The sequence below is a fragment of the Vibrio sp. A1-1 genome, assembly GCF_021728175.1.
In the GTDB taxonomy this organism is placed as follows: domain Bacteria; phylum Pseudomonadota; class Gammaproteobacteria; order Enterobacterales; family Vibrionaceae; genus Vibrio; species Vibrio diabolicus.
In genome coordinates this window covers 22,404-44,218 of the sequence record NZ_JAKKCL010000013.1, presented here as the reverse complement: position 1 = coordinate 44,218, position 21,815 = coordinate 22,404, and the positions used below count along the sequence as shown (strand labels likewise).

The window sequence follows — 21,815 nt, the reverse complement described above, 5'->3', positions numbered from 1 at the left end:
AAGGCTGTGCGGAAAAAGCGGAGTAAAATATGTACGCTGTTTTCCAATCTGGTGGTAAACAACACCGTGTAAGCGAAGGTCAAACTCTTCGTTTAGAGAAATTAGACGTTGAAACTGGTGCAACTGTAGAATTTGATAAAGTTCTTCTTGTTGCTAACGGCGAAGACATCAAAGTTGGTGCTCCTCTTGTAGAGGGCGGCAAAATTGTTGCTGAAGTTGTACAACACGGTCGTGGCGATAAAGTTAAAATCGTTAAGTTCCGTCGTCGTAAGCACTCTCGTAAGCAACAGGGTCACCGTCAGTGGTTCACTGAAGTGAAGATCACTGGTATCAACGCTTAATCTATTAGGAGAGTTTAACAATGGCACACAAAAAAGCTGGTGGTTCTACTCGTAACGGCCGCGATTCAGAAAGCAAACGTCTAGGTGTTAAGCGTTTCGGTGGTGAATCTGTACTTGCAGGTAACATCATCGTTCGTCAACGTGGTACTAAGTTCCACGCTGGTAACAACGTAGGTATCGGTAAAGACCACACTCTATTCGCTCTTACTGAAGGTAAAGTGAAGTTCGAAGTGAAAGGTCCTAAGAACCGTAAGTTTGTAAGCATCGAAGCTGAGTAATTAGGTTTTTACCAAGTTACTTAATAGCTTTAAGCTGAATTCAAAAGCCCTGCCGAATCGGCGGGGTTTTTTATTTATGGCAGTCGACATATCGAAGTTTCTCGTTTCCACCTTATTTGTGGGCTGGGAGCTTAGATCTGTCATCTGCTAAAATTGTCAGATGACAAAGTAGATTTAATCCACGCACGAAGTAGTCGGAGTAAAAGATGAAGTTCGTAGATGAAGCGGTAGTAAAAGTTCAGGCTGGCGACGGCGGTAGCGGCGTTGTCAGTTTCTGGCGTGAAAAATTCATCACTAAAGGTGGCCCTGATGGCGGTGATGGTGGCGACGGTGGTGATGTTTATATCCAAGCCGATGAAAACCTTAACACTCTGATTGATTATCGTTTCCAGCGCTTCTACGAAGCGGAGCGTGGTGAGAATGGCCGCGGCGGTAACTGTACTGGTAAACGTGGTAAAGACATCGTTCTTCGTGTACCTGTAGGTACGCGCGCAGTGGATATCCATACAAATGAAATCGTGGCAGAAGTTGCTGAACACGGTAAGAAAGTGATGATCGCAAAAGGCGGTTGGCACGGTCTAGGTAACACGCGTTTCAAATCTTCAGTAAACCGCGCGCCTCGTCAAAGAACATTAGGCACAAAAGGTGAAGTACGTGAAATTCGCCTTGAACTATTGCTTCTTGCTGACGTTGGTATGCTTGGTCTACCTAATGCAGGTAAATCAACCTTTATCCGCGCAGTATCAGCAGCAAAACCAAAAGTCGCTGATTACCCATTCACGACGTTGATCCCAAGCTTGGGCGTAGTGAGTGTCGTACCAGAGAAAAGCTTTGTTGTTGCAGACATTCCAGGTCTTATCGAAGGTGCAGCAGATGGCGCTGGTCTTGGTATTCGATTCTTGAAGCACTTAGAGCGTTGCCGAGTGTTGCTGCACATGATCGATATTATGCCAATTGATCAGTCTGATCCGGTGCAAAATGCACTGACGATCATTGATGAGCTAGAGCAATACAGTGAAAAACTGGCAAGCAAGCCACGCTGGTTAGTATTCAACAAAGTTGATTTAATGCCTGAAGAAGAAGCGAATGAGAAGATCCAAGAAATCTTAGACGCACTAGGCTGGGAAGACGAGTACTTTAAGATCTCGGCGATTAACCGTAACGGTACTAAAGAGCTTTGTTACAAATTGGCTGACTTTATGGATAACCTACCTCGCGAAGAGGAAGAAGTGGCTGAAGAAGATAAAGTTAACTTCATGTGGGATGACTACCATAAAGATGCGATGGCGGGTAAAGACGTTATCACTGAAGATGATGACGACGATTGGGATGACTGGGACGATGAAGAAGATGACGGTCACGTTGTCTACGTTCGTGACTAATCAGAACCGTCAAACAATGCCTGTTTGCCTATAATTCATTAAGCCGCAATTATTTATTGCGGCTTTTTTTGTATCTAAATCATATTTAGATGGTGTGATTTACGGCACAATAGCCGATACGTCGTGATTTTTGAGGGCTAGTTTGGACCTCTCACGTATGAATGAGCAACAGCCTAAAAGGAATTAGACTTATTTATGACTCTAGAAACCATACCGTCTGGAGAGTTGGCGGTATCCACTCAACGATCTATTTCTCGCCTTGTTGCCCAAGCCGGGCAAATGCTACTCGCTCATGGTGCTGAAAGTACTCTGGTGAGCGATATTATGCGCCGTATTGGCCTTGCTTGTGGGGTTAATGAAGTTGCGGTTGCCCTATCTGCCAATGCACTGGTTGTAACGACGGTAATGGATGGACACTGCATCACCACCACCCGAAGTTGTGCCGATCGTGGCATTAATATGCGCGTTATTACGCAAATTCAACGTATCTGCATCATGATGGAGCGTGGGCTGCTCGATGCAACCATGGCGCAGAAAAAGCTGAACGCCATCAGTCCAGAGCGTTATAACCGCTGGTTGGTGGTGTTTATGATTGGCTTGTCATGTGCGGCATTCAGTCATCTGGCAGGTGGTGATTTGGGGGTATTTGTTATGACCTTTTTAGCATCAGCTGGTGGCATGATCGTTCGCCAAGAAATTGGTCATCGTCACTTTAATCCTTTACTGAACTTTGCAGCGACCGCCTTTGTCACCACCTTAATTTCTGCGCAAGCGGAAATCTACCAAATCGGCAATCTGCCCACCGTTGCAATGGCATCGTCGGTATTAATGCTCGTGCCGGGTTTCCCGTTGATCAACTCGGTAGCAGACATGCTGAAAGGGCACATTAACATGGGTATTGCCCGGTTTGTGATGGCCAGCTTACTGACGTTGGCGACGTGTTTGGGCATCGTTGCTGCGATGAGCGTTACTGGAATTTGGGGGTGGGCAATCTAATGAGTTTGTTTGATTTGATGCTTGGCCTGCTGAATGACATGTTTTTCGCTGCGATTCCCGCAGTTGGATTTGCACTGGTTTTTAACGTGCCACAAAGAGCTTTAGTGTATTGCGCTGTTGGCGGCGCGATTGGACACGGCAGCCGTTATTTGATGATGCAGTTTGGTATTCCCATTGAATGGGCGACCTTTTTTGCCGCGACGCTAGTTGGGATGATTGGTGTGTACTGGTCTCGCCGCTTTCTCGCGCACCCAAAAGTGTTCACAGTGGCAGCTTTGATCCCGATGGTACCTGGCGTGTTTGCTTACAAAGCAATGATAGCCATGGTTGAGATCAACCATATTGGTTATTCACCTGAGCTCGTTGCAACTTGTATGGAGAACTTTCTTAAGGCCATGTTTATTATTGCAGGTTTAGCTGTTGGTCTTGCTGTTCCAGGGCTGTTATTCTATCGCCGCAGACCTATTGTATAAGGACCTAACATGATCATTAGTATGATTGCCGCGATGGCCGACAATCGCATCATTGGCAAAGACAATCAAATGCCTTGGCATCTTCCCGCTGATTTCGCTTGGTTTAAGCGTTGTACCATGGGAAAACCGGTTGTGATGGGACGCAAAACCTATGAGTCTATTGGTCGCCCTTTACCTGGTCGCTTGAATATTGTTATCAGCCGTGATGAGACACTAAAGATCGAAGGTGTCACTACTGTAACATCGATTGAGCAAGCTTTGGACGTGGCTGGTGACGTGGAAGAAGTGATGATCATTGGTGGTGGTGCGATTTACGCAGCTTGCCTACCGATGGCCAATAAACTATATGTAACACACATTGAAGCCGCGATTGATGGTGATACTCAGTTCCCAGATTGGGGAGTCGAGTTTAAGGAAACTTACTCAGAAACGTATCAAGCCGATGAGAAGAACGCCTACAACATGCGCTTTACTGTGTTAGAAAAGTAATTCGAGATTAAAACAGCGTATTTAATACGGTAATGCCGTTCGTATAACAGCGAGCGGCCATCCCGGCCTGCCATCATCCTGAAAGCGACAGAGGAGCGTGATTCAGGATCTTCTATACGAGTACTTTGTTGTCAAAGGTATCTCTATCTACCCGCAGCGTGCGGATATTAGATTCCTAGTCTCGCTAAGTCGCTGGAATGACTCTACAGGAGATGTTAGGTGACAGGCATTCTCCCTACGATGGATTATCGACTATTATTCCGTGTTTAACTTAACGCATCCTGAGTAAAGATTTTCTTATCGTCCCAACGGATCATGGTTAGGCTTCCGCCCCAAACACAGCCAGTATCCAGACCGATGATCTCTTCGTCTACATGGCCTTGTAGTGCAGCCCAGTGACCAAATAACACCGTTTTATTGAGGTGAACGCGCTGAGGTACATCAAACCATGGAATAAGTTCGTTACCGGAAACTTGTTGTGGTGGTAGTTTACAATCCATATCCAAACGACCATCGGGGAAACAAAAGCGCATCCGCGTAAAAGCATTGATAATATAACGGTATCGGTCCAAACCCTGTAGAGAGTCATGCCAGGAATCAGGTTGATTACTGTACATGTTTTTTAAGAGCCAAGGCAGCTCTTCACTTTGGATGATGCGTTCAACTTCGCGGGCACATTTTCTTGCGGTTTTTAGATTCCACTGCGGTGATATCCCAGCGTGACACATCACAAACTCGTCATGCTCGGCCATAAGAGGTTGCTGAGCTAGCCATGCCAATAGTTCATCTTTGTCTGGTGCCGTGAAAATAGGTGCGGTTCTATCTTTGTTTTTGACCTTTTTTATCCCGTGAGCCACGGCGAGCAGGTGAAGGTCGTGATTACCAAGCACAACGGTTGCGCTTTTGCCAAGCGACTTCACAAAGCGTAACGTTTCTAGTGATTTAGGCCCTCTGGCGACCAAATCACCAGCGAGCCAAAGTTGGTCTTTTTTCGCAGAGAAAGAGACTTGTTCTAGTAGTCGCTGCAATTCATCAAAACAGCCTTGAATATCACCAACAATATAGGTAGCCACTGAATCTCCAATTTACTAATTTAAAACATTTGGAACAGCAAGACGAAATGGTTCAATTTCGGTGATGAACTCCTGTCCTTTTTCATCCAGCATTTTGTAGTGCCCTTGCATAACGCCGACAGGGGTTTCTAACGCGGTTCCGCTACTGTACGTGTATTCATCATTGCTTGGAATAAAAGGTTGTTGACCCACCACACCATCACCTTCAACCGTCATTTGCTTGCCATTCGAGTCTGTGATTAACCAGCGACGGCTCACTAACTGCACGGTTTGTTGGCTAAGGTTTTTGATGGTGATGATATAGGCGAAAACGTAGCGTTGTAGCTCAGGATTGGACTGTTCTTCGATGTATTTGGTGTGAACTTGAATTTTGATGCAAGGTTGAATGACGTCCATGTGCACTCCTCAGAAACGTAATATCCCAATAATAATAAGCCAAACCGGCAAGGGTTTGGCTTATCGTTTGAGTTCTTAGTGCTGCGGGTTATCCGCAAGCCAGTTCGCCATCGCGACGAATTGTTCTAGCGTCAGGTTCTCTGGACGCATGCTTGGATTAACACCTAGCTCTTCTAGTACTTCTGTGCTTAACAACGATTTGTAGCAGTTACGAACTGTTTTACGACGTTGGTTAAAGCCTTCACGACAAACGCGATCCAGCAAACGCAGATCTTTCGCCGGGCATGGTAGCTCTTCATATGGCACTAAACGAACAACGGCAGAGTCCACTTTCGGTGGTGGAACGAATGCCGTTGGCGGTACTTCCAGTACTGGTACCACTTTACAGTAGTACTGAGCCATTACCGTTAAACGGCCGTAAGCTTTGCTGCCAGGGCCGGCGGCTAAGCGGTTTACCACTTCTTTTTGCAGCATAAAGTGCATGTCTTGAATGTCTTTATGGAATTCAAAAAGGTGGAACATCAATGGTGTAGAGATGTTGTACGGCAAGTTACCGAAAATGCGTAGCTTGTTGTTTGGCTTCACCAATTGAGTGAAGTCAAAACGCATAGCGTCACCCTCATGGATGGTCAACTTATCCGCCAGTTCAGGGTGAGTACGTAGGCGTTCCGCCAGATCGCGGTCCAGTTCGATGACCGTGAATTTATCCACTTCACGACCTACCGGCTCAGTGATTGCACCAAGACCAGGACCGATTTCAACCAGGTTTTGACCTGGTTTTGGGTTAATCGCTGATACGATTCCATCAATAATGTATGGATCGTTCAGGAAGTTTTGACCAAAACGTTTACGCGCTTTGTGTCCTAAATGGACATCATTTCTCATTGTTTCTTCTCTACCAAATCTATCGCATGCGTGAGCGCTGTTCGGAAACTCCCTGTATCCGCTTGACCTGTCCCTGCCAGATCTAATGCAGTACCGTGATCCACCGATGTTCTAATAAAAGGTAGACCAAGAGTAATGTTTACTGAACGACCAAAGCCTTTGTATTTTAATACTGGCAACACTTGGTCGTGGTACATGCCTAAAACAGCATCAGCATCATTTAAATATTTTTCATTGAAAATGGTATCTGCCGGCAAGGGGCCGATCAGGTTGATACCTTTTTCTTGTCGAATCTTTTCCAGTGTCGGAGTGATGGTTTCGATCTCTTCATGACCTAAGCAGCCATCTTCGCCAGCATGAGGGTTAAGCCCGCAAACGTAGATGTTTGGTTGTGCGATAGCAAACTTTTCTACAAGGTCTTTATGAAGAATATCGATGATTTTTTCTAATCGCTCTTCGGTGACCGCTTTGGACACATACGCTAAAGGAATATGTGTTGTGACCAGCGCCACGCGTAGCCCTTCCGTTGCTAGCATCATGACGACTAGCGGCGTTTTTGACTTCTCGGCGAAAAACTCAGTATGACCGCTGAATGCAACACCTGCGCGATTAATCACCCCCTTATGAACAGGGCCGGTGACAATAGCATCAAATTCATCATTCATACAGCCTAAAGCGGCTCTTTCTAGCGTTTTTAGTACATAGTGACCATTCGCTTCGTTGAGCTCGCCTGCGACCGCAGGTTCCGATATTTGGATATGATCAACGATAAGCGTGCCTGCTTTTTGTGCTTTAGGCACTTCTTCTGGATTGTAATCAGACAGTTGGACTTCAATGCCAAGCTGCTTGGCTCTGTCCATCAGCATCTTTTTATCGGCGCAGACGACAATTTGGTGTGCCCAATCTTCCTTCGATAGGGCAAGCACTAAGTCTGGGCCGATACCCGCAGGTTCCCCTGCGGTTACGACAATTCTACGAATTGTATTAGTTGTCATTGTTGTCATCCACGATTTCAACAAACGCACTTGCGCGTAGCTCTTGCATCCATGCGCCCGCTTCTTCATTAAATTTACGGTTAAATAGAATACGGTAAGCCTTATTCTTCATCGCTGAGTCAGTGCGGTCAACTTGGCGACGATCCAACACTTCAACGATATGCCAGCCGTGAACGGTTTTGAACGGTTCGCTGATTGAGCCAACAGGCAGAGTTTCTACTTGGTGTTTAAATTCTGGCACGTAAAGATCTGGTGTTTGATAACCTAGCTCACCGTCTTGTGCTGCCGAGCCAGGGTCTTGGCTGTATTGCGTTGCCAATTGAGCGAACGTTGCTTCGCCGGCTTTGATGCGGCGTACAAATTCATTCAGTTGCTTCTTCGCCCCTTCATCGCTCAGAATCACGGTTGGTTTAATCAAGATATGACGCGCATTTACTTCCGTTACCGCAACCGTTTCTAGGCCTTTTACATCCTCTATTTTTAGGATGTGGAAGCCAACACCACTACGGAATGGACCAATAATGCTGCCTTTGTTTTGCATCTTGATCTGATCAGCAAAGATGGTTGGCATCTCTTCTTTACGCATCCAGCCCCAGTCACCACCTTGTAAAGCTTTAGGACCTTTTGAGTAGGTGTAGGCCATCTCCGTAAAGTCTGCACCTTCGTTTAGCTTTTTCGCGAGCGCTTTAGCTTCTTCTTCTACAGCAGATTTTTCTTTATCGTCAGAGAAGCGCAGTTGAATGTGTCCAATTTTGTATTGAACGGTCGCATTGGTTTCTTGTGATAGTTGCTCAGCAAGGCTGTCGACTTCTGCTGGAAGGATATTAATACGGCGACGAACCAGTGCATTACGGGCTTCTGAAGCGGCGATTTCCTTACGAATTTGTTCGCGGAATTCTGGGTAACTCAAGCCTTCACTTTCTACAGAAGCGGCGAGTTGTTCTACCGATTGCTCATTATTACGTGCGATCTCCGCAATCGCTTGGTTTAAGCGGTTATCGTCAATACGCACACCGATACGGTCTGCTTCTTGGCCTTGCAACGTGTCAATAATCAGCTTTTCAACAACTTGTTCTTTTAACACGCTAGCAGAAGGTAAGCTCTTTCCGCTTTGACGTGCGTTGGCTTGCAGCGTTTTCATCGCTGTTTCGATGTCGCTTTGTAGAATTACACCGTCGTTCACGATGACCGCAACCTTATCGATCTCTACTGGTGCTGCAACCGCTCCGCAAGAGAGTAGGGTCGTGAATAAGATTGATTTCCAAATTTTCATTTAAAATTCCGTCAGTATTTTTTGAATAGGCGTCTTATTCATTTAAGACGCCTATTTCGATTAATTGTTCAGATAGAATGGGCGGCCGTACTTAATCGCGTTGTCAGAACCATCCAGTTCTTTGACTGCAGTGTCTTCACGCTGATTGGTCGCAAAGCCTTGAATACCGAAGTTAACGCTAAAGTTATTTTCGTATTCAGGTGATGCGCCAGTGCTGCCGATAGTTTGGTTTTCCCAACCAAGCAATTGGTTGGCGTAAGTCACACCAATGTACCAACAGTCAGACTGGTAACGCAGGCTCGCTAGCCATTCTAGGTCCGCATTTTCATTTAGGTCGTAGTAGTATTGACCACTTGCAGACCAGTTCGGGTTGAACTCGTAGGCCGCTACAATACCTGCTTGTGAAATGCCTTTACGAGTAATTGTGTCTAGGTTTTCGAGAATGATCGTATCTTCGATGTATTCACGCGTGACGTAACGATAGTTACCCTGAATAAAGCCACCGTTAAATTGGTACTCTAAGGTACTGTTCGCCAACTGCATGGAGCTCAAATCGATATCGTATTGAATTCCACCGTGATAGAACAAGTAATCGTTGTAGTTGAAATCAGCTTCAATCGCCCATGATGAGTAGTTGGTGGTCTCATCCGGAAGATTTGGGCTGTTGCTCAGTTTGGTCTTTTTATCGAAGTAGTAAATCTGACCAAATGAAACGTTAAGACGCTCTTTATAGTCATCATCAAAGAAGCGCGTACTTGCACCGTAGCTTAACTGGTTCGCAGAGGCGATTTTATCAATGCCACTGTACTTACGACTGCGGAATAGCCCGTAGTAGTCGGTTTGTAGCAAGGTGGTATCGTAGTTGTAGATATTGGTTTGATCTTCTTCAGGTACGTACAAGTACTGCAGCTGAGGCTCCAGTGTTTGTGTGTAGCCCTTGATCCAACTCGTGTCTCGCTCTAAGTAAAGTTGCGCATGCGTACGGAACTCGGGGATAACACGAGAAACTTCGTCATCTAACTGGTTTTGCAAGTTGACATCTGTCAGACCCGTTAAGTCTTGAGAGTAGTACGTGGAAAGCACGCGAGCTTCCGTTGTCCACGTTGCCCATGAATTTGAAAGCGGCAATGTAAGTCCTGGCTCAATATGAACACGGGTCGCATTTGGTCGCGCAGTATCGCTCGTATCGAAGCGGCTCACTTGGCTCTTCACGTCAAAGTTGAGGTAATCTCCCCACAATGGCGTGTAGTAGTTCAAGTCTAACTGAGGAAGCAGGCGATAAGGGCGGTTCTCTTCTTTCAATAAGATTTGGAAGTCACGAACGGTTAACGAGGCATCCCAGAAATCAGAACGATATTGTACTTGTCCTTCTTGAACCAGTTGACCATCTTCACGGTTACCAATATCGGAGTCGAGATCGAGGAAGTAATCAATATCACTCACTTTTGAGTAATCGACTTTGACTATCCACTGTTTATTGATAATACCGTCGTGTTTAACTTGGTAGCCCCAACGAGACTCGTCTTGATATTTGCGATCGCTATTGAGGTATTCGCCTTTGATTTCACCATTCCCCCAGCCATCCGTTAGGTAGCGGAAATCAGTATCGAGTTTTGTTCCACGCTGCTGCATATAGAGCGTGGTGAGCGTCATGTCATATTGAGGCGCGATGTTCCAATAGAATGGCACCTCGACTTCCATACCATCGCTAGAACCATACGATAAAGAAGGGAAGAGGAAACCCGTTTTACGCGTATCTCCAATTGGCATGGTTAGATACGGCACATAGAAAACAGGCACATCTAACACTTCAAATCGAGGATGGTGCAGCGTCGCCGTCTCTTCATCTTGGTCAACGTCAATACCTGATGCCACTAAACGCCATGAATTGTCGCCTTGAGGACATGATGTAATAGAACCATCTTCGAGTTCATAAACCGACTGACCTGTACGCGCGATGTATGCTGCTGTGCCTCGACCTTGTTGGCAAAGGAACTGATAATCGGTGTTCTCCAGTGAAAACGTGTCTTGGTTGATGTCATTAGTAACACGATCAGATCGAGCTTTGACTTGGCCGTCATTGAAAGTCACGTTGCCTTCGGCAACCACGACGTTGTCTTGTTGGTGCAGCGTTACGCTATCTGCGGTGATTTTCTTCTGGCCTTGGGTGACTTGTACATTACCTGAGTACTGAGCTTTGTCACCATTGATGGCTTGCAGGGTGTCAGCTTCTACCACTACTGGGGTATTAAGAGCGTCCTCCTCGCCACTGGTATCGACCAAACATTGATCTGTGGCGGGCATTTCCTGCACACTATCATGGATATTCGCTTCAGCTTGAGTGGTGGGTACAAACAAGGCGGTGCTGATAGAGGCCGCTAAACATGTGCGGGAGAAATGTTGCATTGAATTGAACTTTCCTGTGTCACTACTACTCGATGGCTATAGGGCTTGTTGTACCCTAGCGTAATAGCCAAATGAATCAACTATAGTCGCATTTATCCCAGCGTATTGATTCACTGTGGCATAATGACGACAAAATAGCTGCAAAGATAAGCAGGCGAAATGGCCTAGCCGAAATAAAACTAATTCCATTATCATAAAGGAAATCGTTGCATCCGGCACTATAAGACCGCCGTCGTCGATAAAAATTCATTGATAGAGAACACATAATGCATATTTTTGGCAAAATTCTGGGTGCCTTTTTTGGCTTGTTACTTGGCGGGCCGCTAGGTTTACTCTTTGGCTTATTTATTGGCCATCAATTCGATAAAGCACGTCGCTTGAGTCAAGCCGGGTTCTCTACTGGCGGCTTTGGAAAAGGGCCGAGCCAAGCTCAGCGCCAAGAAGAATTTTTTAAAGCGGCGTTTGCGGTAATGGGACATGTGGCAAAAGCGAAAGGCCAAGTCACCAAAGAGGAAATCCAACTTGCTTCTGCAATGATGGACCGCATGAATTTGCATGGCGAACAGCGCCGCGCTGCGCAAGATGCGTTTCGTGAAGGTAAAGACAGTGACTTTCCGTTAGAAGACGTTCTTGTTCGTGTGAAAATTTCGACAGCAGGCCGTTTTGACTTGTTGCAATTTTTCCTTGAACTACAAATCTCGGCGGCCTTTGCTGACGGCTCGATTCATCCTAGTGAACGAAATGTGTTACACAAAATAGCACGTGGTTTGGGTTTCTCTTCTGAGCAGCTAGAGCGTCGCTTGCAAATGCAAGAAGCCGCATTCCGTTTCCAAAGCCAAGGTGGTTTTCATGGTCAGCATCAAGGCCAATCTTCTGGTGGTAGCTGGCAACAAGCTTCACAAGCGGATCAACTGGCTGACGCGTACAAAATTCTGGATGTGTCTTCAGATGCAGACAGTAAAACCGTCAAGCGTGCTTATCGTAAACTGATGAACGAGCACCACCCAGACAAATTGATGGCTAAAGGTCTACCACCAGAGATGATGAACGTAGCGAAAGAAAAATCTCAAGAGATTCAAAACGCTTACGATCTGATTAAAAAGGTCAAAGGCTTTAAGTAATTTTGTCAAAATCTAGAAAGTTAAAAGGGCACTTGGTGCCCTTTTTAGCTTTTGGGTTACGGGTGACCAAAAGCGTTGCAAGCTGAAAGGTGGCGATAAATTAGTCAGTTTGATTCAAACTCCAATCGTATTCGTACTTCACTTTTCCAGAGAAGTCTTTGTACTGTGGCGCGTACTTCGCGATGTGGTTGAAGACTTGTTTTTCTCCACCAAAGTCCGCTGCAAACCAATCATAAATGGAAGACAGCTGTGCCGTGTTTCCTTGAATGGATACGCCTTTGTTGCTGTTAATAAACGTTCTGGCAGCACTTTCAAGTAAGGCTTCAGTGTTTTCGGCAGTGAATGCTTGAGCTTGTAGGTTAGGGCATCCCAAACTTGCACAATTTACGGCGTAGTGCGTTCTTGGGTCATTCCAAATTGGACGCAAAATTCGATGTTCAATATCGTTTAAAGTTAGATCCTTCCCGTTGACCACGACCACATCGTCTCCCCAAGGCCCAAAGCTAAATAAACCACCTAGCTTGGTGATGGATTCGACGGGATAGTTATCCAAAATAAGATCTACCGTGATGGCGTTGTAAAGGTTCACCCAATAGGCGTATTGCTCTGCTTGGTTGTACTGCAATGGATCGAGTTTTACCAGTCGTCGGATGTACTGCTTTAACTTCGCTTTGTCGGAAGCCGTGACTTTGCTATAGCGGAACAAAGTATTCTCACCTTGTTCAACCAAGTAATTGTCTAACAGTTGTTGCCATTCCTGGTGCGAAATGTGTGTTTGGTTGGCCTGATTCGATTGTTGCCAATACGGCCACAAGTCAGATTTAGGAGCAGCGAACGCTGAGAAAGAAACCAGAGCACACAATAGCAATAACAGACGCTTCATAGAGATACCTTTGAATGAGATATTGTTGATAGTGTAGACCTGTTGAGTGCTTGTTTTCTTTCAGTAATCAGTTATCTGTTGCCTTTATTTTCCGTCATTCCGAGGAGCATAAGCGACAGCAGGAATCTAATCCCCACAAACGCTTGAGTAAAGAAAGTATGAATCTGCACAGTACATTCTGGCAGTCGATCCTGAATCACGCTCCTTCGCCGCTGTTCAGGATGACGAATTTCAACAGAGGCGTTCGGTATTTCGTAAGTAAAGCGCTATAAAATCAGTCACTTAAAGCATTGAAAGGGCCAACAATTGCCAGCCCTTGATTTGTGTATTTACTAAGGCGTTTTAACGCAAAAAGCTTGGGATATTCGCTTCGTATTCCGCAATTTTGTCCTCGTGTTGAAGCGTTAGCCCAATATTGTCTAAACCATTTAACAAACAGTGACGACGGAACTCATCAATTTCAAAGCTGTACTCTTTGCCGTTGGCACGAACCACATTCGCTTCTAGGTCGACCTCGACTTCTGCACCTTCATTTACCTCAACAAACTGGAAGATTTCATCCACTTCTTGTTCAGTCAAACGAACTGGCACCATTTGGTTGTTGATCGAGTTGCCGTAAAAGATATCGGCAAAGCTTGGTGCGATCATCGCTTTTATGCCGTAATCCGCCAGTGCCCACGGTGCGTGCTCGCGAGATGAGCCACAGCCGAAGTTTTCACGAGCCAGCAAGATAGACGCGCCTTGGTAGCGAGGTGCGTTCATCACGAACTCTGGATTTGGCTGTTCGCCAGCATCATCTAGGAAGCGCCAGTCATGGAACAAGTGTTTACCAAAGCCTAGGCGAGACACCTTTTGTAGGAACTGTTTTGGAATGATGGCATCAGTATCAACGTTCGCTGCATCTAGAGGAACAACTAAGCCTGTATGTTGTTTAAAGCCTGACATTTGTTTGCTCCTTAGTCTAGTTCACGAATATCTACAAAGTGACCAGCAATTGCTGCTGCCGCTGCCATCGCAGGGCTCACTAGGTGGGTACGGCCATCACGACCTTGACGGCCTTCAAAGTTACGGTTTGAAGTAGACGCACAACGTTCATGTGGACCCAAACGGTCGTTGTTCATTGCTAGACACATCGAGCAACCTGGTAGGCGCCACTCAAAGCCCGCCTCTTTAAAGATGACATCTAGGCCTTCTGCTTCCGCCTGCGCCTTTACTTGCTCAGAGCCAGGAACGATTAGCGCTTGAACGTGAGACGCGACTTTGCGACCTTTCGCCACTTCCGCCGCGGCGCGCATGTCTTCGATACGTGAGTTAGTACAAGAACCAACGAAGACTTTATCGACGTTGTAATCCGACAATGACTTGCCCGCTTCCAGACCCATGTAAGCCAGTGCTTTTTCTGCCGATGCTTTTTCTACTGGGTCGGCAAAACTTTCTGGGGCTGGGATTGGTTGGTCTACCGCGATAACCTGGCCTGGGTTAGTACCCCAAGTGACTTGCGGTTTGATATCCGCTGCGTTTAGTGTCACGACAGCATCAAACTGGGCATCATCGTCAGTTTTTAATGTCTTCCAATATTCTACAGCGGCATCAAAATCCGCACCTTGAGGTGAGAACTTACGGCCTTTGATGTATTCGAATGTAGTTTCATCTGGCGCAATCAAACCGGCTTTTGCACCTAACTCAATCGCCATATTACATACGGTCATGCGACCTTCCATTGAAAGGTCTGTGATCGCTTCACCACAGAATTCAACTACGTAGCCTGTACCGCCTGCTGCTGTTGTTTCACCGATGATCGCTAGCACAATGTCTTTCGCCGTGATGCCCGGAGCCACTTTGCCTTTCACTTCGATCTTCATCGTTTTAGCGCGCGCTTGTTTTAGCGTTTGAGTTGCTAATACGTGCTCAACTTCAGATGTACCAATACCAAAAGCTAGCGAGCCGAATGCACCGTGTGTAGCCGTGTGCGAGTCACCACAAACAATCGTCATGCCCGGTAGGGTAATACCAAGCTCTGGGCCCATAACGTGCACAATACCTTGGTATTTATGGTTGATGTCGTAAAGCGTAACGCCAAACTCTTCACAGTTTTTCGATAGCGTTTCCATCTGGATACGAGCCATCTCACCGGATGCGTTAATGTCTTTGGTGGTGGTCGAAACGTTGTGGTCCATAGTGGCAAAAGTTTTGCTGACCTGACGCACTTTACGACCTTTTTCACGCAAGCCGTCAAATGCTTGTGGAGAGGTCACTTCATGTACCAAGTGACGGTCGATGTACAAGATAGGGTTTTCCCCTTCTGCTGCGACGGCAACGTGTGCGTCGTAGACTTTTTCGTATAGTGTTTTGCCCATTGTTTGCTTCCTTTCCTCGTCGCCTTTGCCGCAATAACTGCGTTAGCGACACCCATTTATCCAGTTATTTAGCAAACTAAACGCCTTAATATAAATGGGCTTGCCGCCTTGCTATTGCACCAATGACTTAGAGGAAAGCCATTGGTTGACTGAGGATTTAGTATTTATTATGAATCTGTTTTGTATTAAGAGTTTAAGATGTACTCAGCGATCTTATCGCCCATCTCAGACGTCGAAAGTGCTGGGTTGTCACCAGCAAGGTCACCCGTTAGCTCACCCGCTGATAATGCTTTTGAAACTGCCGTTTCGATGTCTTGTGCCGCCGTTTCCTCACCTAGGCTATAACGTAGCATCAGTGCCGCAGACAGGATTTGTGCCACAGGGTTAGCGATGTTCTTACCTGCGATATCTGGTGCACTGCCACCTGCTGGCTCGTACAGACCGAATTTGCTTTCGTTTAGACTTGCTGATGGCAACATACCCATAGAGCCTGTGATCATCGCGCATTCATCAGAAATGATGTCGCCGAAGATGTTTGAACACAGCATTACGTCGAACTGAGCAGGGTCTTTGATAAGCTGCATAGTCGCGTTATCAATGTACATATGTGACAACTCGACATCTGGGTAGTCTTTTGCGATTTCTTCGACTACTTCACGCCATAAGATAGAGCTTTGTAGAACGTTCGCTTTGTCGATAGAGCACACTTTCTTGCGACGTAGACGAGCTGACTCAAAAGCGATTTTTGCAATACGTTCGATCTCAAAGCGGTGGTACACCTCAGTGTCGAACGCTTTCTCTGTTGCGCCTTCACCTTCACGACCTTTCGGTTGGCCGAAGTAGATACCACCCGTCAGTTCACGGACTACCACGATGTCAAAGCCGCGACCCGAGATGTCTGCACGTAACGGTGAGAAAGCTTCAAGACCTGAGTGAATTTGCGCTGGACGTAGGTTACAAAATAGTTGGAAGTGTTTACGTAGTGGAAGTAGGGCACCGCGTTCAGGTTGGTCGTTTGGTGGTAAGTGCTCCCACTTAGGGCCGCCAACCGAGCCGAATAGGACTGCATCAGACTCTTCACATGCTTTTATTGTGCTCTCTGGAAGTGGGCAACCGTGATTGTCGATCGCGATACCACCGACATCATGCTCGTCACGCTCAAACGCAATACCATGTTTCTTTTCGATTGCATCCAATACTTTATGTGCCTGCGCCATTACTTCCGGGCCAATGCCGTCACCGGGTAGGACGGCAATTTTGTACGATTTGTCTGTCATGTTAATCCTTTAAGTTTTCTAATTTTGAGCTTAATTATTTCAACGAGTGTGTTCTTTCCTGAGCCGTGTAGCCCGGTTGTTATTACACAGTCGCAATCTTTTTCTGCTTCATTTCTTCGATTTTATCTGCACGATGAATGCTGTTAATAACGTGCAATAATGCTTGGCCGGAAGCCTCAACGATGTCGGTGGAAACACCCGTACCGTGGTATTTGCGACCTTTGTAGTTGGCAATGATGTCTGCTTGACCCAAACCATCTTCACCTTCACCTTTCGCGGTTAGGTCGAATTTATCCAGTACGATGTCGTAGCCTGTCACGCGGTAGATACATTGGTATAGCGCATCAACTGGGCCATTACCGACCGCTGCTTCACACATTTCTTCATCACCGCATTGCATTTTGATGCTGGTGGTGGCCATTACGCTGCCAGACTGCACGCTTAGGTAGCTCAATTTGTAGAAGTCATCTTCTTCACGCAAGTTCGAGAAGTGCATTAGGGCTTCTAGGTCGTAATCGAACACTTGGCCTTTGCGGTCAGCAAGTTTCAAGAAATCCGCATACAGTGCGTCTAGGTTGTACTCGTCTTCGTTGTAACCCATGTTGTCCATATGGCTCTTCACGGCAGCGCGACCGCTGCGGCTGGTTAGGTTCAGAGCTTGGTTTTTTAGGCCAATAGACTCAGGGGTCATGATTTCGTAGGTATTCTTATTCTTCAACATACCATCTTGGTGGATGCCTGAAGAGTGGCTAAACGCATTTGCACCCACAATTGCTTTATTGCTTTGAATCGGCATATTGCATAGCTGGCTAACCAACTTACTGGTGCGGTGAATTTCATCATGCTTAATGCCAGTGTGAACGCCCAAGAACTCTTGACGCGTCTTGATGATCATTGCGATCTCTTCAAGTGAACAGTTACCCGCTCGCTCTCCAATGCCATTAATCGTTCCTTCTATCTGACGTGCGCCAGCTTGAACGGCGGCAATAGAGTTGGCAACTGACATCCCCAAATCGTCGTGACAGTGAACGGAGATGATCGCTTTATCAATGTTTGGAACGCGGTTGAAAAGGGTTTGAATAATGCCACCAAACTCGCTTGGTACTGTGTAGCCAACGGTATCTGGAATGTTGATTGTGCTCGCACCTGCATTGATGGCAGCTTCTACCATGCGACATAGGTTGTCGATAGGAGTACGCCCTGCATCTTCACAAGAAAACTCGACATCATCGGTGTAGTTACGCGCATGTTTAACGGCGTTGACCGCCATTTCAAGTACATCGTCGTAGCTGCGGCGTAGTTTGTCTTCTACGTGAATGGTGGAAGTGGCTAAAAACGTGTGAATACGGAATTGGTCGGCCACTTTTAATGCTTCAGCGGCGGCATCAATATCTTTCGCAACGGCACGCGAAAGGGCACAAACTCGACTGTTTTTGATGTTTTTTGCAATGGTTTGTACCGACTCGAAATCACCTGGTGAAGAGATTGGGAAGCCAGCTTCGATAACATCAACGCCGAGTCTTTCCAGCGCATAGGCAATTTGCAGTTTTTCTTTAACCGTCAAGCTTGCTGACAACGCTTGCTCGCCATCACGCAATGTGGTGTCGAATATAATGACCTGATCGTTCATGTTTGCTTCCTTCCTGATTTCTGCACTTTACGTGCAAGTTAATCGTTTACTTCCAGTATTTAGATATAAAAAAACCCGCATTCTCATGCGGGTTCTTAGAAATTGGTGTGGTTATTTTTCTTCCACAGCCTACCCGCGCGAACTGGTCACGATCAGGAGGAGGCTAAGCAGAATAGAAAAATGAGCTGACATAGTTGTTAAGCTTTCCACATAATTAAGTTAACAAATTAGTACCGCACTCCATGGAGCGCGTCAACCCTAAAGTCGATTTTTTATTCATATCGGATGAGTCTTTTCATTTGCTCGAGAAAAATGATGCGCTAAGTGAAACAGCATGGTGCGATAGAAACGTGCTAGAAGAGGCAAGTTCTCATCAAGTTTGCGACGTTTCATTACCAAAACAAACATTGGGATTGCGACTTGTCACACAAAGGCCCGAATTGTTTGGCAAAAGTTTTGAATGACCATTTATAGTAGTGCAGTTGCACTAGGTAAAAAGAAGGGTTAAGGAATAATGAGGTTAGCAAAACAATTTGGACGTTCAGCCGCAGTATTTACTCTGGTCAGCTTATCGGGTTGTCAGCTGTTTCAAGCTCAAACCTATATGGCAGAGATTTCCCCTGTTGCTATTAATGATCACTCTCAGAGTGTCATGGTGATTAATGATCAAATGGATCGATTCTTGAGCTACGAGGGACGTGAATCGTTTTTGAATCAAATGCTCGTTGCTCTTGAGTCGGACAGTCGAGATAAATTTAAAGGCAAAGATCCGGAAACCTATTCGTGGTGGAAGATCCGAGTGCAACCTAGTGAGAAACAACAAGCGGAAGTCTTCCGACCAACAGCTGACGGTGTGGATACCTCAAACCCCGTTGAGTTTATGGATGTCTCCTATCGCTCTAAGACCACATTAAACCTGCGATCCAAGCCGAGCCTAGAAGGAGAAAAGCTTGGCGTGTTATCGAAAGGGGAAGTTTTTAATGTGTTGGCAAAAGTGCTTGATCAACCTTGGTTTCTCGTTGAACAGAAAGGCGTGATAAAAGGTTATGTCCATAAGGATTATGCGCGCAGCAATGTGGTAAATCGTGACATTCTATCGACACAGCCTAATCCTCTTTTAGAGTCTGCTTCGAGCACAACTGAGCAAACGGGCATCGGGCATGAACTGTCAGGAAATTACACTTGCCGCTCCCTTAGCTACGAGTTGACAAAAGATGGCGAAATGACGATGGGCTCTTTGCGCGCCTGTCGTAAGAAGAGAAAAGTCTGGTATATCGATACGCCTCAACCGCAGCAAGCAAACCCTTCTTAAGCGTTCTCTCCTATGATTGTGCTCAATAGATAGATTATTGGGCACACCCTAATTTGGCATTTGTCATTAATTGTCCAAACTCCCGTCATGCAGTTGTCACCTAAACCTCCTACTTTTCACACAACGGCGTTGTCAAAGTAAGGAAAGGCCACATGCGAACCATAGAGACAATTACACAGCCAATTGCAACCATTGCTAAGTTTGATTTAGCGCTCTCTAGTGTTTGTCTTAAGCACCGTTTTAATCAGCAAGTTGCCAACATCAGTAAAGGAGTCTCCCACAGTGGTGACGGACATCTGTACTTGGTGCTAGGTTTATTAGCTTGGTATTTAGATAAAGAGCAGGGAGTTTGGTTTTTACTGGCGGGTTTACTTGCTTTTGCCATCGAGTTGCCAATTTATTGGACGCTGAAAAACAGTTTTAAGCGTCGTCGCCCTGAAGAACTCAGTGCACTCCTTCCTGCTTTTATTACCCCATCTGATCGCTACAGTCTTCCTTCAGGACACACTGCCGCTGCATTTGTCATGGCGACGCTGATTGATCATTTCTATCCGAGCCTAGGCGTTGCTGCATTCTTTTGGGCAAGTTTAATCGGAACCGCGCGAATCTTATTGGGTGTGCACTTTTTTACCGATGTCGTCATTGGTGCACTGCTTGGCAGTCTTTGTGGTGGATTAGCGATTGCGATGTTGGGAGGCTAATTGATGAAAATCTTATACGGTGTTCAAGGTACAGGAAACGGACATATTGCGCGTGCGAGGGCGATGAGTCATGCGTTTAAAGAGCACGATGTTGAGGTCGATTTTTTGTTTTCTGGACGAGCGCCTGAAAAGTACTTTTCAATGGAAGCGTTTGGTGATTATCAGACTCGCCGAGGCTTCACCTTTATCACTGAAAAAGGTTCAGTGAACTATGCGAAAACAGCATTGAGTAACAATTTGGTGCAATTTTGCAAAGAAGTTAAACAGCTTGATTTGTCGTCCTATGATCTCGTGCTCAATGATTTCGAGCCTGTTACGGCATGGGCGGCAAAACAACAAAATAAGCCGTCGATTGGTATCAGTCACCAAAATGCTTTCCGTTATCCAGTGCCGTTAAAGGGAGCGAGTTGGTTAGACAAATCCGTCATTGAATACTTTGCGCCTTCTCAACACCACCTCGGTTTGCATTGGCATCATTTTGACCAGCCTTTGTTGCCGCCAATTGTACATACCGTCGATAGCCAAGCGGAAAATGACGATTTTGTTTTGGTTTACCTACCGTTCGAATCCATTGAAGACATCTCGGATTTACTGTTCCATTTTAACCAGCAAGCGTTCATCTGTTATCACCCCGATGTGATCGAATGTGAGCAGGTGGAAAACATAGAATTACGCCCTTTATGCCACAGCAACTTTCAGCATCATTTGCATCGCTGTAGTGGTGTCATTGCCAATGGTGGATTTGAGCTCCCTTCGGAAGCTCTGTCTCTAGGGAAAAAATTATTGCTTAAGCCACTCGCAGGTCAGTTTGAGCAACAAAGCAATGTCGCGACCTTAGAAGACTTAGGGCTTGCGATGTCGATGGAGAGCTTAGACATTCCCGCAGTACGCCAGTGGCTAAAGGAGCAGCAAGCCGAAAGTGTGAAATACCCAGATGTTGCTCAGGCCATTGTTCATTGGGTATTGCAAGGCGCGTGGGATTCACAAGCGGAGTTATCCAAACAGTTGTGGGAGCAAGTTGATTTCCCAAGTTACGTGTCGAACATTTAAGTACGTTGTTCTAAGTACATTGTTCCTTCCTATTTTTGACACGATTTTGTTGCAGCCTTTCAATCTAGAAGGCTGCATTTTTATTCTTTCTCTTTCATTTCTATTCAATGTGTATTTGCTGATAATTTGACTGATAAGTGCAAATTTCACTCAGAGATATAGTCGTCATCTGTTGGTTCGCTCTCAACTAATAACTGCGGCAAATGCATGCGTGTGGTGACCATCCGTCTCATCAATTTGCTAAATACTTCCTCAAAGAATGCGCTTTTACGTGTTTTATAGTTTTTTATGTTTTTATCAAATTATTGTTATTTAAGGAGTAAATACCTAATCGGCTAAAATTTACTGATTAAATATCAATCTAGTTGCGAAACCGCAATCGATTAGTTGATAGTACAGTTCGAGCCGGAAGTATCCGGACAGCAAATATAATAAAAAGTTAGGTTATCTATTCGTAAAATGATTCGAATCCAGCCGCCGTCTTTTGTGCGAGATGG

General features: G+C 45.8%; 21 protein-coding genes. 10 read left to right on the top strand and 11 right to left on the bottom strand.

The features are described 5' to 3' along the window. Positions 1-29: 29 nt before the first annotated feature. The 6 genes from rplU to folA all read left to right on the top strand — a co-directional run bounded on the left by rplU (position 30) and on the right by folA (position 3,959). On the top strand, positions 30-341 hold the full coding sequence (gene rplU, locus L3V30_RS17395; RefSeq protein ID WP_005383096.1) for a 50S ribosomal protein L21: 312 nt from the start codon (positions 30-32) through the stop codon (positions 339-341). A gap of 20 nt (positions 342-361) precedes the next feature. Continuing rightward, positions 362-619 (top strand): 50S ribosomal protein L27, encoded by a 258-nt coding sequence (gene rpmA, locus L3V30_RS17390; protein ID WP_005383095.1) that lies wholly within the window; start codon positions 362-364, stop codon positions 617-619. 206 nt (positions 620-825) lie between these two features. Then, on the top strand, positions 826-2,001 hold the full coding sequence (gene cgtA / locus L3V30_RS17385) for an Obg family GTPase CgtA (protein ID WP_005383091.1): 1,176 nt from the start codon (positions 826-828) through the stop codon (positions 1,999-2,001). Positions 2,002-2,196: 195 nt separating this feature from the next. Beyond that, positions 2,197-2,997: a threonine/serine exporter family protein gene (locus L3V30_RS17380; protein ID WP_053809456.1), complete on the top strand. Its 801-nt coding sequence runs from the start codon at positions 2,197-2,199 to the stop codon at positions 2,995-2,997. After that, a complete protein-coding gene (locus L3V30_RS17375) occupies positions 2,997-3,470 on the top strand; it encodes a threonine/serine exporter family protein (protein ID WP_005392295.1) in 474 nt (157 codons plus the stop codon). Before L3V30_RS17380 ends, L3V30_RS17375 begins: the two co-directional genes overlap by 1 nt. Before the next feature lie 9 nt (positions 3,471-3,479). Next, positions 3,480-3,959 (top strand): type 3 dihydrofolate reductase, encoded by a 480-nt coding sequence (folA, locus tag L3V30_RS17370; RefSeq protein ID WP_065644959.1) that lies wholly within the window; start codon positions 3,480-3,482, stop codon positions 3,957-3,959. 266 nt (positions 3,960-4,225) lie between these two features. Here folA and apaH read toward each other — a convergent pair whose 3' ends face one another. From apaH to lptD, 6 genes are all read right to left on the bottom strand, one after another. Then, the gene (gene apaH, locus L3V30_RS17365) at positions 4,226-5,032 is read right to left on the bottom strand and encodes a bis(5'-nucleosyl)-tetraphosphatase (symmetrical) ApaH (RefSeq protein WP_237309394.1); all 807 of its coding nucleotides are present in this window, start codon (positions 5,030-5,032) and stop codon (positions 4,226-4,228) included. A gap of 15 nt (positions 5,033-5,047) precedes the next feature. Next, the gene (apaG, locus tag L3V30_RS17360) at positions 5,048-5,428 is read right to left on the bottom strand and encodes a Co2+/Mg2+ efflux protein ApaG (protein WP_005379668.1); all 381 of its coding nucleotides are present in this window, start codon (positions 5,426-5,428) and stop codon (positions 5,048-5,050) included. A gap of 75 nt (positions 5,429-5,503) precedes the next feature. Further along, entirely contained in the window at positions 5,504-6,313 is an 810-nt protein-coding gene (rsmA, locus tag L3V30_RS17355; RefSeq protein WP_005379669.1) for a 16S rRNA (adenine(1518)-N(6)/adenine(1519)-N(6))-dimethyltransferase RsmA, read from the bottom strand. Continuing rightward, complete coding sequence (pdxA, locus tag L3V30_RS17350; protein ID WP_237309393.1) at positions 6,310-7,308, bottom strand: 4-hydroxythreonine-4-phosphate dehydrogenase PdxA; 999 nt, start codon at positions 7,306-7,308, stop codon at positions 6,310-6,312. The genes rsmA and pdxA overlap by 4 nt, the downstream gene beginning before the upstream one ends. Next, positions 7,298-8,581: a peptidylprolyl isomerase SurA gene (surA, locus tag L3V30_RS17345; RefSeq protein WP_114323105.1), complete on the bottom strand. Its 1,284-nt coding sequence runs from the start codon at positions 8,579-8,581 to the stop codon at positions 7,298-7,300. The genes pdxA and surA overlap by 11 nt, the downstream gene beginning before the upstream one ends. A 60-nt stretch (positions 8,582-8,641) precedes the next feature. Continuing rightward, entirely contained in the window at positions 8,642-10,987 is a 2,346-nt protein-coding gene (gene lptD, locus L3V30_RS17340; protein ID WP_085342743.1) for an LPS assembly protein LptD, read from the bottom strand. A 266-nt stretch (positions 10,988-11,253) separates the two neighbouring features. On the opposite strand from lptD, the gene djlA reads away from it, so the two are divergent. Continuing rightward, positions 11,254-12,108: a co-chaperone DjlA gene (gene djlA / locus L3V30_RS17335; RefSeq protein ID WP_005383076.1), complete on the top strand. Its 855-nt coding sequence runs from the start codon at positions 11,254-11,256 to the stop codon at positions 12,106-12,108. Positions 12,109-12,208: 100 nt separating this feature from the next. Here djlA and L3V30_RS17330 read toward each other — a convergent pair whose 3' ends face one another. The 5 genes from L3V30_RS17330 to leuA form a co-directional block, all read right to left on the bottom strand. Continuing rightward, positions 12,209-12,991 (bottom strand): DUF547 domain-containing protein, encoded by a 783-nt coding sequence (locus tag L3V30_RS17330; protein ID WP_046874030.1) that lies wholly within the window; start codon positions 12,989-12,991, stop codon positions 12,209-12,211. A 342-nt stretch (positions 12,992-13,333) separates the two neighbouring features. Beyond that, a complete protein-coding gene (gene leuD / locus L3V30_RS17325; RefSeq protein ID WP_237309392.1) occupies positions 13,334-13,936 on the bottom strand; it encodes a 3-isopropylmalate dehydratase small subunit in 603 nt (200 codons plus the stop codon). An 11-nt stretch (positions 13,937-13,947) separates the two neighbouring features. Beyond that, on the bottom strand, positions 13,948-15,348 hold the full coding sequence (leuC, locus tag L3V30_RS17320) for a 3-isopropylmalate dehydratase large subunit (RefSeq protein WP_039841408.1): 1,401 nt from the start codon (positions 15,346-15,348) through the stop codon (positions 13,948-13,950). Between the two features lie 185 nt (positions 15,349-15,533). After that, positions 15,534-16,625 carry a 3-isopropylmalate dehydrogenase gene (gene leuB, locus L3V30_RS17315; RefSeq protein ID WP_005383068.1) on the bottom strand — a complete coding sequence of 364 codons (1,092 nt, stop codon included), beginning with the start codon at positions 16,623-16,625 and terminating at the stop codon, positions 15,534-15,536. Positions 16,626-16,707: 82 nt separating this feature from the next. Then, positions 16,708-18,255, bottom strand: coding sequence for a 2-isopropylmalate synthase (gene leuA, locus L3V30_RS17310; protein ID WP_237309391.1), 1,548 nt, complete (start codon positions 18,253-18,255; stop codon positions 16,708-16,710). A gap of 514 nt (positions 18,256-18,769) precedes the next feature. On the opposite strand from leuA, the gene L3V30_RS17305 reads away from it, so the two are divergent. The 3 genes from L3V30_RS17305 to L3V30_RS17295 all read left to right on the top strand — a co-directional run bounded on the left by L3V30_RS17305 (position 18,770) and on the right by L3V30_RS17295 (position 21,318). After that, positions 18,770-19,567, top strand: a complete 798-nt coding sequence (locus L3V30_RS17305; protein ID WP_237309390.1) for an SH3 domain-containing protein — start codon at positions 18,770-18,772, stop codon at positions 19,565-19,567. A gap of 152 nt (positions 19,568-19,719) precedes the next feature. Beyond that, positions 19,720-20,268, top strand: a complete 549-nt coding sequence (locus tag L3V30_RS17300; protein WP_237309389.1) for a phosphatase PAP2 family protein — start codon at positions 19,720-19,722, stop codon at positions 20,266-20,268. Positions 20,269-20,271: 3 nt separating this feature from the next. Further along, positions 20,272-21,318 (top strand): MJ1255/VC2487 family glycosyltransferase, encoded by a 1,047-nt coding sequence (locus L3V30_RS17295; RefSeq protein WP_124007414.1) that lies wholly within the window; start codon positions 20,272-20,274, stop codon positions 21,316-21,318. Positions 21,319-21,815 lie beyond the last annotated feature (497 nt).

What these genes read in the sequence shown, in the direction of transcription:
- L3V30_RS17305 (WP_237309390.1), top strand. Translation starts at nt 18,770, where the DNA reads ATGAGGTTAGCAAAACAATTTGGACGTTCAGCCGCAGTATTTACTCTG.
- rsmA (WP_005379669.1), bottom strand. Translation starts at nt 6,313, where the DNA reads ATGAGAAATGATGTCCATTTAGGACACAAAGCGCGTAAACGTTTTGGT.
- djlA (WP_005383076.1), top strand. Translation starts at nt 11,254, where the DNA reads ATGCATATTTTTGGCAAAATTCTGGGTGCCTTTTTTGGCTTGTTACTT.
- L3V30_RS17380 (WP_053809456.1), top strand. Translation starts at nt 2,197, where the DNA reads ATGACTCTAGAAACCATACCGTCTGGAGAGTTGGCGGTATCCACTCAA.
- folA (WP_065644959.1), top strand. Translation starts at nt 3,480, where the DNA reads ATGATCATTAGTATGATTGCCGCGATGGCCGACAATCGCATCATTGGC.
- rplU (WP_005383096.1), top strand. Translation starts at nt 30, where the DNA reads ATGTACGCTGTTTTCCAATCTGGTGGTAAACAACACCGTGTAAGCGAA.
- leuB (WP_005383068.1), bottom strand. Translation starts at nt 16,625, where the DNA reads ATGACAGACAAATCGTACAAAATTGCCGTCCTACCCGGTGACGGCATT.
- leuD (WP_237309392.1), bottom strand. Translation starts at nt 13,936, where the DNA reads ATGTCAGGCTTTAAACAACATACAGGCTTAGTTGTTCCTCTAGATGCA.
- L3V30_RS17295 (WP_124007414.1), top strand. Translation starts at nt 20,272, where the DNA reads ATGAAAATCTTATACGGTGTTCAAGGTACAGGAAACGGACATATTGCG.
- leuA (WP_237309391.1), bottom strand. Translation starts at nt 18,255, where the DNA reads ATGAACGATCAGGTCATTATATTCGACACCACATTGCGTGATGGCGAG.
- rpmA (WP_005383095.1), top strand. Translation starts at nt 362, where the DNA reads ATGGCACACAAAAAAGCTGGTGGTTCTACTCGTAACGGCCGCGATTCA.
- apaG (WP_005379668.1), bottom strand. Translation starts at nt 5,428, where the DNA reads ATGGACGTCATTCAACCTTGCATCAAAATTCAAGTTCACACCAAATAC.
- leuC (WP_039841408.1), bottom strand. Translation starts at nt 15,348, where the DNA reads ATGGGCAAAACACTATACGAAAAAGTCTACGACGCACACGTTGCCGTC.
- surA (WP_114323105.1), bottom strand. Translation starts at nt 8,581, where the DNA reads ATGAAAATTTGGAAATCAATCTTATTCACGACCCTACTCTCTTGCGGA.
- pdxA (WP_237309393.1), bottom strand. Translation starts at nt 7,308, where the DNA reads ATGACAACTAATACAATTCGTAGAATTGTCGTAACCGCAGGGGAACCT.
- lptD (WP_085342743.1), bottom strand. Translation starts at nt 10,987, where the DNA reads ATGCAACATTTCTCCCGCACATGTTTAGCGGCCTCTATCAGCACCGCC.
- cgtA (WP_005383091.1), top strand. Translation starts at nt 826, where the DNA reads ATGAAGTTCGTAGATGAAGCGGTAGTAAAAGTTCAGGCTGGCGACGGC.
- L3V30_RS17330 (WP_046874030.1), bottom strand. Translation starts at nt 12,991, where the DNA reads ATGAAGCGTCTGTTATTGCTATTGTGTGCTCTGGTTTCTTTCTCAGCG.
- L3V30_RS17375 (WP_005392295.1), top strand. Translation starts at nt 2,997, where the DNA reads ATGAGTTTGTTTGATTTGATGCTTGGCCTGCTGAATGACATGTTTTTC.
- L3V30_RS17300 (WP_237309389.1), top strand. Translation starts at nt 19,720, where the DNA reads ATGCGAACCATAGAGACAATTACACAGCCAATTGCAACCATTGCTAAG.